Here is a 12,319-nt window from a genome sequence, read left to right as displayed (position 1 = left end):
ACGCGCTTTTTACCCGCCCTTTATTTTGTTTGGGTTCGGACTATACTAGCGCGCCCGATCTGATCATATTTTAAGCGGCGCCCCCCGGGCGTGTCGCGAGCGAGCTTGACTATGGATTACCCCCAGCGATTCGGCGTTTTGGTGATTGGTGGCGGCCACGCCGGCACCGAAGCGGCTCTGGCGTCCGCCCGCATGGGCGTGGACACCGTGCTGCTGACGCACAATATCGAGACTCTGGGCCAGATGAGCTGCAACCCGGCCATCGGCGGTATCGGCAAGAGCCACCTGGTTCGGGAAATCGACGCCCTGGGCGGGGCCATGGCCCGCGCCACCGATAAGGGCGGTATCCAGTTCCGCGTGCTCAACGCCCGCAAGGGCCCGGCGGTGCGCGCCACCCGCGCCCAGGCCGACCGAGTGCGCTACAAGGCGGCGATCCGCGCCACCCTGGAGAGCCAGTCCCACCTGACCCTGTTCCAGCAAAGCGTGGACGACCTGATCGTCGAGAACGGGCGCTGCGTGGGGGCGGTGACCAACATGGGCCTGCGCTTCCACGCCGACGCCGTGGTGCTGACCGCCGGGACCTTCCTGGGCGGTGTCATCCATGTGGGCCTGGACCACCACCAGGGCGGCCGCGCCGGCGACCAGCCCTCCAACGCCCTGGCGCGCCGGCTGCGCGAGCTGCCGTTCCGCGTCGACCGTCTGAAGACCGGCACGCCGCCGCGCATCGACGGCAAGACCGTGGACTTCTCGGTGATGGAAGAGCAGTGGGGCGACCAGCCGCTGCCGGTGATGAGCTATCTGGGCAAGGTGGAAGAGCACCCGCGCCAGACCTGCTGCTTTATTACCCACACCAATGAGCGCACCCACGACATCATCCGCTCCGGGTTCGACCGCAGCCCCATGTTCACCGGCGTGATCGAAGGCACCGGGCCGCGGTACTGCCCGTCCATCGAGGACAAGGTGAGTCGTTACCCGGACAAGAACAGCCACCAGATCTTCGTCGAACCGGAAGGCCTGGATACCTTCGAGCTGTACCCCAACGGCATTTCCACCAGCCTGCCGTTCGATATCCAGCTGGAGGCGGTGCGTTCCATCCGTGGTTTCGAGAACGCCAGCATCACGCGGCCTGGCTACGCCATCGAGTACGACTACTTCAATCCCCAGGACCTCAAGCACAGCCTGGAGACCAAGCACATGCCCGGGCTGTTCTTCGCCGGCCAGATCAACGGCACCACCGGCTACGAGGAAGCCGGCGCCCAGGGGTTGCTGGCGGGCCTGAACGCGGCCCTGCTGAGCCAGGAAAAAGAGGCCTGGACGCCGCGCCGCGACGAAGCCTACGTGGGCGTGCTGGTGGACGACCTGATCACCATGGGCACCCAGGAGCCCTACCGCATGTTCACCAGCCGCGCCGAATACCGGCTGCTGCTGCGCGAGGACAACGCCGACCTGCGCCTCACCGAGAAAGGCCGCGAGCTGGGCCTGGTGGATGACGAGCGCTGGGCGGCCTTCGAGGCCAAGCGCGAAGGCATGGAGCGTGAGCAGGCGCGGCTCAAGGCCACCTTCGTGCGCCCCGGCACCGTGGAAGCGGAGCGCGTCAACGCGCTGCTCGACAAGCCGCTGCCCCACGAGTACACCCTGATGGATCTGCTCAAGCGTCCGGAGCTGAGCTACCGGCCGCTGGCCGAGGCGGCGGGCCTGGCGCCGGCCGCGCCGGCGGTGATCGAGCAGGTGGAGATCGTCGCCAAGTACGCCGGCTACATCGACCGCCAGGAAGCGGAAATCGCCAAGCTGCGCGCCGCCGAGGACCAGGCCCTGCCGCTGGACTTCGACTACCGGGCGGTGCAGGGGCTGTCCAACGAGGTGAAGCAGAAACTCGAGGACGTGCGCCCGGAGACCATCGGCCAGGCCGGCCGCATTCCCGGGGTCACCCCGGCGGCGATCTCGCTGCTGCTGATCTTCCTTAAGAAGCATCGTCACCAGGCGGCCCGGCAGGCATGACCGACCGGGACCGCCTGGCCGGCGGGCTCCAGGCACTGGGTGTGTCGCTGAACGACGCCCAGCAGCAGGCGCTGCTCGATTACCGCGACCTGCTGGTGAAATGGAACCGCGCCTATAACCTCACCGCGGTGCGCGACCCGGGCGAGATGATCCAGCGCCATCTGCTGGACTCGCTGTCGGTGCTGGCGCATCTGGACGACCGCGATACCCTGGACGTGGGCACCGGCGCCGGCCTGCCCGGTATTCCGCTGGCCATCGCCCGGCCGGATCTGCGTTTCGTGCTGCTCGACAGCAACGGCAAGAAAACCCGCTTCGTGCGCCACGCCCGCCGGGAATTGGGGCTTCCCAACGTGGAGGTTGTGAACACCCGCGTGGAACAGTACCGTAATGCTCCATCGCAGATCATCAGCCGGGCGTTCGCCGCCCTGCCGGACATGCTGCAGGCCCTGGCCCCCCTGATCACCGACGGCAGCCGCGTTCTCGCCATGAAAGCGGCCGCCGCCGACCAGGAACTGGCCGGCCTGCCCGCCGGCTGGCGGGCCCGGGTGGCGCCTCTGTCGGTCCCCGGACTGGCGGAGGCCCGCGTGCTGGTGATCGCCAGCCGGGCCGGACCGCACGTGCCGGAATAAGGAGACCGCAGTGACCACCGTTTTTGCCATTGCCAACCAGAAAGGTGGAGTGGGCAAGACCACCAGCAGCGTCAATCTGGCCGCTTCCCTGGCGGCGACGCGCAAGAAGGTGTTGCTGGTGGACATTGATCCGCAGGGGAACGCCACCAGCGGCGCCGGTGTGGACAAGTACGAGCCGGAATACACCATCCACGACGTGCTGATGGGCGAAGTGAACGTGGAAGACGCGGTGGTCGACACCCCCAAGGATTCCGGCTTCGACCTGATCGCCGCCAACGGTGACCTTACCGCCGCCGAAGTGCAGCTGCTGGACATGAAGATGCGGGAATTCCGCCTGCGCAACGCGCTGGCGCGGATTCGCGGCAACTACGATTACATCATCGTCGACTGCCCGCCGTCGCTGAACATGCTCACCGTCAACGCGCTCACCGCGGCGGACTCGGTGATCGTGCCGATTCAGTGCGAGTACTACGCGCTGGAGGGTCTCACCTCGCTGATGAACACCATCGAGAAGATCCGCACCGTGCTCAACCCCAAGCTGCATATCGGCGGCCTGCTGCGCACCATGTACGACCCGCGCAACAGCCTGTCCAACGACGTTTCCAATCAGCTGATCAGCCACTTCGGCGACAAGGTGTACCGCACCATTATTCCCCGCAACGTGCGCTTGGCGGAAGCGCCCAGCCACGGTGCGCCGGTGATTACCTACGACCCCAAGTCCCGGGGCGCGGTCAGCTACCTGGCGCTGGCGGGCGAAATCCTGCGGCGCGAACAGGCCATGCAAAATGCCAAGGCCTCTCCGCAAACCCCGCAATCCCAGGCATGAGGTAGAGGCTCCGACTATGGCGGCAAAGCGTAAACGCGGTCTCAGCAAGGGTCTCGACGCCCTGCTCAGCAGCAACGAGGCGTACCAGCGCCAGCCCGAGGAAGTCAGCGTCGAGGGTGACGGCGAAGCGTCGGAGCAACAGGCCCAGCGCCCGCCCCGCGACGGCGACCTGCGCCACCTGCCGGTGGAACTGATGCAGCGCGGCCGCTACCAGCCGCGCAAGGACATGTCCGCCGATGCGCTCGAGGAGCTGGCGGAGTCGATCCGCGCGCAGGGCGTGATGCAACCCATCGTGGTGCGCCCGCTGGGCGACAACCGCTACGAAATCATCGCCGGCGAGCGCCGCTGGCGGGCCGCGCAGATGGCGGAGCTGGACGCGATTCCGGCGGTGATCCGGGAGGTGCCGGACGAAGCCGCCATCGCCATGTCGCTGATCGAGAACATTCAGCGCGAAAACCTCAACCCCATGGAAGAGGCGCTGGCGCTGTCCCGGCTCAAGGAAGAATTCGGCCTCACCCATCAGCAGGTCGCCGACGCGGTGGGCAAGTCCCGCGCCATGGTCACCAACCTGCTGCGGCTGATGAGCCTGGAAGCGGACGTCAAAAAGCTGCTCGAACACGGCGACCTGGAAATGGGCCACGCCCGTGCCCTGTTGTCGCTGACCGGCGCCAAGCAGGTGGAGGCCGCGCGCACCGTGGTCGCCAAGGGGTTGTCGGTGCGCCAGACCGAAACCCTGGTGCGCGAATTCGAAAAGGAAAAGCCCGCCAAGCCGGCGCCGGCCAAGGAAGACCCCAATGTGCGGCACCTGATCAACGACCTGTCCGACCGCCTCGGTGCCCCGGTGCAGATTCAGCAGGGCAACGCCGGCAAGGGCAAGCTGGTGATCAGCTACAACAACCTGGATGAGCTGGACGGCATTCTGGCGCACATCAAATAGGCGGCGCCTCTTGGTCCATCTACATCAAATAACTTGACTGAAATCCGTTCGAGGCGTTAGCTTTCCACGCACGCTGATACAAATTGATCCGTTTTGTAGGGCGTCAACAGACTTTTTCTCCTTTCGCCCGGCACTTTCAAGGCAAACAATTGCCCGTGCCGGTTGATACCGCTATGCCTTCCTCATATACTTCCCGCGCCAAAGATCAGGGGGTACCCGCGACCTTCACCTGATAACACCCAGGCGTAGCCAGCGACGAAACCCGGGAGCAAGGTGGCCAATTTAGACGAATCAGCCCGCAGGACCTTGTTCTGGGGCTTGATGCGCGCCCAGACCACCAGCGTGGTCATCATCGCCGCGCTGGCCGCCGTGATCGCCGGAAGCACTATCGGTCTGGCGGCGCTCTGGGGCGGGACCATCAGCCTGATCGCCTATGCTTGGGGTGGCTTCCAAGTGTGGCTGCACCCGGGAAACCGTGCGGCCAAGCGCATGGCCGGCGCCGCGGTAAGAGCGGAGCTCGGCAAAATCGCCATCATGCTGGTGCTGTTCTGGCTGACGTTCGCCGAAGTACCGCAAATGCGCGAATCAATGACAGCAATGGTTTTGTTCCTCGCCTTCATGTCGGCGCAAATCGCCGGCTGGGTTCAGGTCGCGCGCCTGGATGCCCGCCTTGGAACGGAACATTACGGGCAAGAAGACTAGACTGTAGGTAACGATATGGCAGCGAGCTCCGCCAGCGAATATATCAAGCACCATCTAGGGAATCTCACCTATGGCCGTTTGCCCGAGGGCTACGAGCGTTTAGACCACCACGGGGATGTGGTTGAGACGCTGGAGACCAGCACCTGGACGTTCGCGCACAACGGTCAGGAAGCCGTCGACATGGGCTTCATGGCGTTCCATGTGGACTCCCTGGCGTGGGCCGGCGGTCTCGGCATCATCATGTGTCTGATGTTCTGGCTGGTGGCGCGCAAAGCCACCGCCGGCGTGCCCTCCGGTTTCATGAATTTCATGGAATCCATCATCGAATTCGTCGACAACCAGGTGCGTGACACCTTCCACGGCAAAAGCAAGCTGATTGCGCCGCTGTCTCTGGTGATCTTCTGTTGGGTGTTCCTGATGAACCTGATGGATCTGATCCCCGTCGACCTGTTCCCCAAGCTTTTCGAGTGGACCATGGTCACTTTCTTCGGCTGGGACGCGCACCAGGCCTACTTCAAGATCGTGCCCACCACCGACCCCAACATCACCCTGGCCATGTCCTTCTCGGTGATGCTGCTGATCATCGGCTTCACGGTCAAAGCCAAGGGCTTTGGCGGCTTTGTCGGTGAGCTGGCGTTCAAGCCTTTCGAGACGGATAACATCGTTCTCAAATTCCTTCTTCTGCCGGTCAACCTGGTCCTGGAAACCATCAGCCTGCTGTCCAAGCCGGTGTCTCTGGGTCTGCGGCTTTTCGGCAACATGTACGCCGGTGAATTCGTATTCATCCTGGTGGCGGCCATGATGGGGACCTGGCAGTTTATCGGCGCGTGGCCGTGGGCGGTTTTCCACATCCTGGTCATCACCCTCCAGGCGTTCATCTTCATGGTCCTGACCATCGTCTACCTGAGTATGGCGGTGGAAGAGCACTAAGTTTCATTTTCCAAACCAACTGAGCACTTACGGGAGTGTAACAATGGAAGGCATTCAATTTCTTGCTGCTGCAATCGTTGCTGGCCTGGCGGCCATCGGCGCCGGTCTCGGCTTCGGCATGATGGGCGGTCGTTTTCTGGAATCCGTCGCACGGCAGCCGGAACTGGCACCGATGCTGCAAACCCGCATGTTCATCATCGCGGGCCTGCTGGACGCCGTGCCGATTATCTGTATCGCTATCGCGTTCCTGCTGATTTTCCAGTAAATCGCGCTTTTCGAAATAAGCCCCGATTTTGGGAAATCTATGCAACGCGGATTGAGGTGTTGGCATGAATATTAATGCGACACTAATTGGCCAGGCCATCTGGTTCGCCCTGTTCGTGATCTTCTGCATGAAGTTCGTCTGGCCGCCTATTTCCAAGGCGCTGGAAGAACGGAAGCAGAAAATCGCAGAGGGCCTGAGCGCCGCGGATCGGGCTGAGCGCGATCTGGTGCTGGCGCAGGAAAAAGCCTCCTCGAACCTCAAGGAAGCCAAAGAAAAGGCGTCCGAGATCATCGAGCAGGCCAACAAACGGGCGAATCAGATCGTCGAGGAAGCCAAAGACCAGGCACGCACCGAAGGTGAGCGTCTGATCGAGAAGGCCCAGTCCGAGATCGATCAGGAGATCAACCGCGCCCGTGAAGAGCTGCGCAAAGAGGTGTCCGCTCTGGCATTGAGTGGCGCCGAGCAAGTGCTGGGCCGCGAAGTGAACCGCGACGCACACAAGCAGCTGCTGGACGACTTGGCGGCTCAACTCTGAGTGATACGGATGGCACCCCATGGCTGAATTGACCACCATCGCACGCCCATACGCCAAGGCCGCGTTCATGTTCGCCAAAGAACAGAACGCGCTGGCGGAATGGGAGCAGATGCTGGGCCTGGCGGCGGCAGTGGCGCAGGAAGCCACCATGCGTGCCTACCTGGACCAGCCGGAGCTGGACAGCGAGACACAGGCGAAAGCGATAGGCGACGTTTGTGGCGATGAGCTCAATGAGAGCGCTCGCAATTTTATCGCCCAGCTCGCGGACAACAAGCGTCTGGCCCTGTTGCCGACCATCGCAATGTTGTTCCACGAACTGGCGGCGGAAGATCAACGCACCATTGATGTGGAGTTGATCGCGCCGTTCGAACTGGAAGACGCCGAGACCGACAAACTGGTGACAGCGCTGAAGACGCGTCTGGGCCGGAATGTGCAGGTGTCCACCTCCGTTGACGAGTCACTCATTGGTGGCGTGCTGGTGAGAGCCGGCGATACCGTAATTGATGGCAGTGTGCGCGGCCGGCTTAACCGCCTGGCAGAGCAACTGAACTCTTGAGTTTGAGGGATTAGAGATGCAGCAACTCAACCCGTCCGAAATCAGCGAGATTATCAAGTCGCGCATCGCGAAACTTGATACCTCCACCGAGGCACGGAACGAAGGTACGGTGGTATCCGTATTTGACGGCATCGTGCGCATTCATGGTCTGGCCGACGTGATGTTCGGCGAAATGATCGAGTTTGAGGGCGGCATCTTCGGCATGGCCCTCAACCTGGAGCAGGACTCCGTGGGCGCCGTGGTGCTGGGTGATTACCTGGGTCTGGCGGAGGGCCAGAAGGTCCGCTGCACCGGCCGCATTCTGGAAGTGCCGGTGGGCCCGGAACTGCTCGGCCGCGTGGTCGACGCCCTGGGTAACCCGGTGGACGGCAAAGGTCCGGTGGACGCCGCCGAAACCGACGCCGTCGAGAAAGTGGCGCCCGGCGTGATCTGGCGTAAAGAGGTGAATGAGCCGGTACAGACCGGTTTCAAATCCATCGACGCCATGACCCCGATCGGCCGTGGCCAGCGTGAGCTGATCATCGGCGACCGCCAGATCGGTAAGACCGCCGTGGCGGTGGACACCATCATTAACCAGAAAGACTCTGGCATTAAGTGTGTCTACGTGGCCATCGGTCAGAAGCAGTCCACCATCGCCAACGTGGTGAGCAAGCTGGAAGAGCACGGCGCCATGGAAAACACCGTGATCGTGGCGGCCTCCGCTTCCGATCCGGCTTCCATGCAGTTCCTGGCCCCGTTCGCCGGCTGCGCCATGGGCGAGTACTTCCGTGACCGCGGCGAAGACGCCCTGATCGTTTATGACGATCTCACCAAGCAAGCCTGGGCCTACCGTCAGATTTCCCTGCTGCTGCGCCGCCCGCCGGGCCGTGAAGCCTACCCGGGTGACGTGTTCTACCTGCACTCCCGTCTGCTGGAACGCGCCGCCAAGGTAAACGAGGAATTCGTCGAGAAGTTCACCGACGGTAAAGTGAAAGGCAAGACCGGCTCCCTGACCGCACTGCCGATCATTGAGACCCAGGGCGGTGACGTGTCCGCGTTCGTACCCACCAACGTGATCTCCATTACCGATGGTCAGATCTTCCTGGAAACCAGCCTGTTCAACGCCGGCATCCGCCCGGCCATGAACGCCGGCATCTCGGTTTCCCGTGTGGGCGGTTCCGCGCAGACCAAGATCGTCAAGAAGCTCGGCGGTGGTATCCGTCTGGCACTGGCCCAGTACCGGGAACTGGCGGCGTTCGCTCAGTTCGCTTCCGACCTGGACGAGGCCACCCGTGAGCAGCTCGAGCACGGCCAGGCCGTCACCGAGCTGATGAAGCAGAAGCAATACAGCCCGATGTCCGTTGCCGAAATGGGCGTGGTGCTGTACGCGGCGAACAACGGCTACCTGAAAGGCATCGAGATCAGCAAGATCGGCGCCTTCGAAGCCGCGCTGCTGGATTATATGAACAGCGAACAGAAAGCGTTGATGGACAAGATCAACGAAAAGGGTGACTACAACGATGAGATCGAGGCCGGTATCAAAGACGCCATCGATCAATTCAAGTCCACCCAAACCTGGTAATTCGCTAAGAAAGGATTAGTCCTATGGCTAGCGGTAAAGAGATCAAAGGCAAGATCTCTAGTGTCCAGAGCACGAAGAAGATCACTCGTGCGATGGAGATGGTGGCAGCCAGCAAGATGCGCAAAGCGCAGGACCGTATGGCTGCCAGCAAGCCCTACGCGAGCCGTATGCGTCAGGTGGTTGCCCATCTTGCCAACGCTGATCTGGAGTACCGGCACATTTACCTGCAAGAGCGGGAAGTGAAGAACGTCGGTTACATCGTGGTGACCTCCGACCGGGGCCTGAGTGGCGGCTTGAACGCCAACCTGCTGAAGAAGGTCGTGAAAAGCACCCGTCAGTGGGAGCAGGAAGGCGCCAAGACGCAGTACTGCGTGGTAGGCAGCAAGGGCATCGCCTTCTTCAAGAGCGTCGGCGGCGACGTTCAGGCCACCGTTAACGGCCTGGGCGACACCCCGCACCTGAGCGATCTGATCGGCTCCATCAAGGTGATGCTCGACGCCTTTGAAAATGGTGAGATCGACCGTTTGTACCTGGTGTACAACGAGTTCGTGAACACCATGACGCAGTCACCCAAAAGCATTCAGTTGCTGCCGCTTGAAGCTTCGCAAGACGAAGAGTTTCAGCGTCATTGGGACTATATCTACGAGCCTGAGCCCAAGGAAATCCTGGATGAGCTGCTGGTCCGGTTCATTGAATCCCAGGTTTATCAAGGCGTGGTCGAGAACAATGCCTGTGAACAGGCAGCGCGCATGGTCGCCATGAAGGCGGCCAGTGACAACGCCGGCGAGATCATTAATGACCTCCAGCTGGTGTACAACAAGGCGCGCCAGGCGGCCATTACCCAGGAAATTTCTGAAATCGTTGGTGGTGCCGCCGCGGTCTAGTGTCTGTTTCAGACAGCACGCGGCGAAAACGCAAGTTAAGAGGATGCAAGCATGAGTAGCGGTCGTATTGTTCAGATCATCGGTGCTGTGATCGACGTCGAATTCCCGCGCGAAAACGTGCCAAAGGTGTATGACGCTCTCACCGTGGACGGTACCGAAACCACGCTGGAAGTTCAGCAGCAGTTGGGTGACGGCGTGGTGCGCACCATCGCGATGGGCTCCACTGAAGGTCTGAAGCGTGGCCTGGGTGTCACCGACACCGGCGAACCGATTCAGGTGCCGGTGGGCACCAAGACCCTGGGCCGGATCATGGACGTGCTCGGTCGCCCGATCGACGAAGCGGGTCCGATCGGTGAAGAAGAGCGCATGTCCATTCACCGTGAGGCACCCTCTTACGCGGATCAGGCAGCCACCAACGAACTGCTTGAAACCGGCATCAAGGTGATCGACCTGGTCTGCCCGTTCGCCAAGGGCGGTAAGGTTGGCCTGTTCGGCGGCGCCGGCGTGGGTAAAACCGTGAACATGATGGAGCTGATCCGGAACATCGCGATCGAGCACTCCGGTTTCTCCGTGTTCGCCGGTGTGGGTGAGCGTACCCGTGAGGGTAACGACTTCTACCACGAGATGAAGGACTCCAACGTTCTCGACAAGGTGTCGCTGGTCTACGGCCAGATGAACGAGCCGCCGGGCAACCGTCTGCGCGTGGCGCTGACCGGTCTGACCATGGCCGAGAAGTTCCGTGACGAAGGCCGCGACGTTCTGTTCTTCGTGGATAACATCTACCGTTACACCCTGGCGGGTACCGAAGTATCGGCACTGCTGGGCCGGATGCCCTCCGCGGTGGGTTACCAGCCGACCCTGGCGGAAGAGATGGGCGTTCTGCAGGAACGGATCACCTCCACCAAGACCGGTTCCATTACCTCCGTGCAGGCGGTATACGTGCCCGCGGATGACTTGACCGACCCGTCCCCGGCGACCACCTTCGCCCACCTGGACGCCACCGTGGTACTGAGCCGTGACATCGCCTCCAAGGGTATCTACCCGGCGATCGACCCGCTCGACTCCACCTCCCGCCAGCTGGATCCGCTGGTGATCGGCCAGGAGCACTACGAGGCGGCCCGTGGCGTGCAGACCGTTCTGCAGGGCTACAAGGAACTCAAGGACATCATCGCGATTCTGGGTATGGACGAGCTGTCCGAAGAGGATAAGCTGACCGTATCCCGCGCGCGTAAGATCGAACGCTTCCTGTCACAGCCGTTCTTCGTGGCGGAAGTATTCACCGGCGCACCGGGCAAATACGTCTCCCTGAAGGACACCATCCGTTCCTTCCAGGGTATCCTGAACGGTGATTATGACCACATCCCCGAGCAGGACTTCTACATGAAGGGCTCCATCGACGAGGTTGTAGAGGCCTACAACAAACGCGGTGACAAGTAACCGCCCGGGGAGGAACACAGATGGCGATGACCGTGCATTGCGATATCGTTAGTGCCGAAAAGCAGCTGTTCTCCGGACTGGTCGAGCTGGTAGTGGCCGCCGGTGTGGAAGGGGACCTGGGTGTCATGCCCGGTCACGCGCCCTTGCTCACCCGGCTCAAGCCCGGCCCGGTTCGCGTGAAGAAGCAGAACGGGGACGAAGAAGTGTTCTACGTCTCCGGCGGCTTCCTGGAAGTCCAGCCGAAACTGGTCACCGTGCTGGCGGACACCGCCGAGCGCGCCCAGGATATGGACGGCGCCCAGGCGGAAGAAGCCAAGCAGCGTGCCAAGGAAGCCCTGGAAGGCAAGAACGCCGACATGGACTACTCGCGCGCCGCCATCACCCTGGCCGAAGCGTCCGCGCGCTTGCGTACCATCGAGCAAATCAAGAAGATGGCCAAGCGGTAACGCCCGGCTTTCGGTACAAGCTGAATTAAAAAAGGGTGGCTCTGAGCTGCCCTTTTTTGTGATCGCCGTCCATGGCGATCACCCTTCGGGCCGTCGCTGGCGCGACGTCAAAAATCGCTCCCGGCGATTTTTTATATGGCGACGAACGATGTAACGATCATCACAGGACTCAAGGAAGCGGAGCATGAATCTGGCGGTAGTGATTCTCGCGGCGGGCAAGGGAACCCGCATGAAATCGGATCTCCCCAAGGTACTCCACCCGATTGCCGGGCGCCCCATGGTGCAGCACGTGGTGGACGCCGCCGGCGCCCTCGACCCGGACAACACCGTGCTGATTTACGGTCACGGCGGCGACGCCGTCCGCCAGGCGGTGACCGGTTCGCGGCTGCAATGGGCGGAGCAGGCCGAACAGCTCGGCACCGGCCACGCCGTGGCGCAGGCCCTGCCGCACCTGGAAGAAGACGTGGTGCTGGTGCTGTACGGCGACGTGCCTCTGATCCAGCCGCAGACCCTGCGTGACTTCGTCGCCCGCGTGGACGACCAGAGCCTGGCGCTGATGACCCTGACTCTGGATGACCCCTCCGGCTACGGCCGTGTGATTCGCGACGGCGAC

At 62.1% G+C, this 12,319-nt stretch carries 14 protein-coding genes; all 14 read left to right on the top strand.

The features are described 5' to 3' along the window. The first annotated feature begins 111 nt into the window (after positions 1 to 111). Positions 112 to 1,998 (top strand): tRNA uridine-5-carboxymethylaminomethyl(34) synthesis enzyme MnmG, encoded by a 1,887-nt coding sequence (gene mnmG, locus ACEQZD_RS08890; RefSeq protein WP_370185025.1) that lies wholly within the window; start codon positions 112 to 114, stop codon positions 1,996 to 1,998. Next, positions 1,995 to 2,627 carry a 16S rRNA (guanine(527)-N(7))-methyltransferase RsmG gene (gene rsmG, locus ACEQZD_RS08885; RefSeq protein ID WP_370185023.1) on the top strand — a complete coding sequence of 211 codons (633 nt, stop codon included), beginning with the start codon at positions 1,995 to 1,997 and terminating at the stop codon, positions 2,625 to 2,627. Before mnmG ends, rsmG begins: the two co-directional genes overlap by 4 nt. A 10-nt stretch (positions 2,628 to 2,637) precedes the next feature. Further along, entirely contained in the window at positions 2,638 to 3,453 is an 816-nt protein-coding gene (locus tag ACEQZD_RS08880) for a ParA family protein (protein ID WP_142947983.1), read from the top strand. Positions 3,454 to 3,469: 16 nt separating this feature from the next. After that, a complete protein-coding gene (locus tag ACEQZD_RS08875; protein ID WP_142947984.1) occupies positions 3,470 to 4,390 on the top strand; it encodes a ParB/RepB/Spo0J family partition protein in 921 nt (306 codons plus the stop codon). Between the two features lie 273 nt (positions 4,391 to 4,663). Then, positions 4,664 to 5,092: an ATP synthase subunit I gene (locus ACEQZD_RS08870; protein WP_255442257.1), complete on the top strand. Its 429-nt coding sequence runs from the start codon at positions 4,664 to 4,666 to the stop codon at positions 5,090 to 5,092. 15 nt (positions 5,093 to 5,107) lie between these two features. Continuing rightward, entirely contained in the window at positions 5,108 to 6,022 is a 915-nt protein-coding gene (atpB, locus tag ACEQZD_RS08865; RefSeq protein WP_142947985.1) for a F0F1 ATP synthase subunit A, read from the top strand. A 43-nt stretch (positions 6,023 to 6,065) separates the two neighbouring features. Further along, a complete protein-coding gene (gene atpE, locus ACEQZD_RS08860; RefSeq protein ID WP_007151035.1) occupies positions 6,066 to 6,287 on the top strand; it encodes a F0F1 ATP synthase subunit C in 222 nt (73 codons plus the stop codon). Positions 6,288 to 6,351: 64 nt separating this feature from the next. Next, positions 6,352 to 6,822, top strand: coding sequence for a F0F1 ATP synthase subunit B (locus ACEQZD_RS08855; protein WP_142947986.1), 471 nt, complete (start codon positions 6,352 to 6,354; stop codon positions 6,820 to 6,822). Positions 6,823 to 6,841: 19 nt separating this feature from the next. Then, a complete protein-coding gene (locus tag ACEQZD_RS08850; RefSeq protein ID WP_142947987.1) occupies positions 6,842 to 7,378 on the top strand; it encodes a F0F1 ATP synthase subunit delta in 537 nt (178 codons plus the stop codon). Between the two features lie 16 nt (positions 7,379 to 7,394). Continuing rightward, positions 7,395 to 8,939, top strand: a complete 1,545-nt coding sequence (gene atpA / locus ACEQZD_RS08845) for a F0F1 ATP synthase subunit alpha (RefSeq protein ID WP_142947988.1) — start codon at positions 7,395 to 7,397, stop codon at positions 8,937 to 8,939. A gap of 23 nt (positions 8,940 to 8,962) precedes the next feature. Next, positions 8,963 to 9,823 carry a F0F1 ATP synthase subunit gamma gene (gene atpG, locus ACEQZD_RS08840; protein WP_142947989.1) on the top strand — a complete coding sequence of 287 codons (861 nt, stop codon included), beginning with the start codon at positions 8,963 to 8,965 and terminating at the stop codon, positions 9,821 to 9,823. 51 nt (positions 9,824 to 9,874) lie between these two features. After that, positions 9,875 to 11,260 carry a F0F1 ATP synthase subunit beta gene (atpD, locus tag ACEQZD_RS08835; protein ID WP_142947990.1) on the top strand — a complete coding sequence of 462 codons (1,386 nt, stop codon included), beginning with the start codon at positions 9,875 to 9,877 and terminating at the stop codon, positions 11,258 to 11,260. 20 nt (positions 11,261 to 11,280) lie between these two features. Continuing rightward, positions 11,281 to 11,706 (top strand): F0F1 ATP synthase subunit epsilon, encoded by a 426-nt coding sequence (locus ACEQZD_RS08830; protein WP_142947991.1) that lies wholly within the window; start codon positions 11,281 to 11,283, stop codon positions 11,704 to 11,706. 184 nt (positions 11,707 to 11,890) lie between these two features. Then, on the top strand, positions 11,891 to 12,319 hold a 429-nt coding region (locus ACEQZD_RS08825; RefSeq protein WP_370185019.1), incomplete at its 3' end, for an NTP transferase domain-containing protein.

The sequence above is a fragment of the Alloalcanivorax sp. genome, from assembly GCF_964221125.1.
Lineage (GTDB): Bacteria > Pseudomonadota > Gammaproteobacteria > Pseudomonadales > Alcanivoracaceae > Alloalcanivorax > Alloalcanivorax venustensis.
This window is presented reverse-complemented; position numbering and strand designations above follow the sequence as displayed.

Bases quoted from the DNA above. Each gene is read 5' to 3' on its own strand.
- ACEQZD_RS08875 (WP_142947984.1), top strand. From the start codon at position 3,470: ATGGCGGCAAAGCGTAAACGCGGTCTCAGCAAGGGTCTCGACGCCCTG.
- ACEQZD_RS08855 (WP_142947986.1), top strand. From the start codon at position 6,352: ATGAATATTAATGCGACACTAATTGGCCAGGCCATCTGGTTCGCCCTG.
- atpA (WP_142947988.1), top strand. From the start codon at position 7,395: ATGCAGCAACTCAACCCGTCCGAAATCAGCGAGATTATCAAGTCGCGC.
- atpD (WP_142947990.1), top strand. From the start codon at position 9,875: ATGAGTAGCGGTCGTATTGTTCAGATCATCGGTGCTGTGATCGACGTC.
- rsmG (WP_370185023.1), top strand. From the start codon at position 1,995: ATGACCGACCGGGACCGCCTGGCCGGCGGGCTCCAGGCACTGGGTGTG.
- atpE (WP_007151035.1), top strand. From the start codon at position 6,066: ATGGAAGGCATTCAATTTCTTGCTGCTGCAATCGTTGCTGGCCTGGCG.
- ACEQZD_RS08850 (WP_142947987.1), top strand. From the start codon at position 6,842: ATGGCTGAATTGACCACCATCGCACGCCCATACGCCAAGGCCGCGTTC.
- mnmG (WP_370185025.1), top strand. From the start codon at position 112: ATGGATTACCCCCAGCGATTCGGCGTTTTGGTGATTGGTGGCGGCCAC.
- atpB (WP_142947985.1), top strand. From the start codon at position 5,108: ATGGCAGCGAGCTCCGCCAGCGAATATATCAAGCACCATCTAGGGAAT.
- atpG (WP_142947989.1), top strand. From the start codon at position 8,963: ATGGCTAGCGGTAAAGAGATCAAAGGCAAGATCTCTAGTGTCCAGAGC.
- ACEQZD_RS08830 (WP_142947991.1), top strand. From the start codon at position 11,281: ATGGCGATGACCGTGCATTGCGATATCGTTAGTGCCGAAAAGCAGCTG.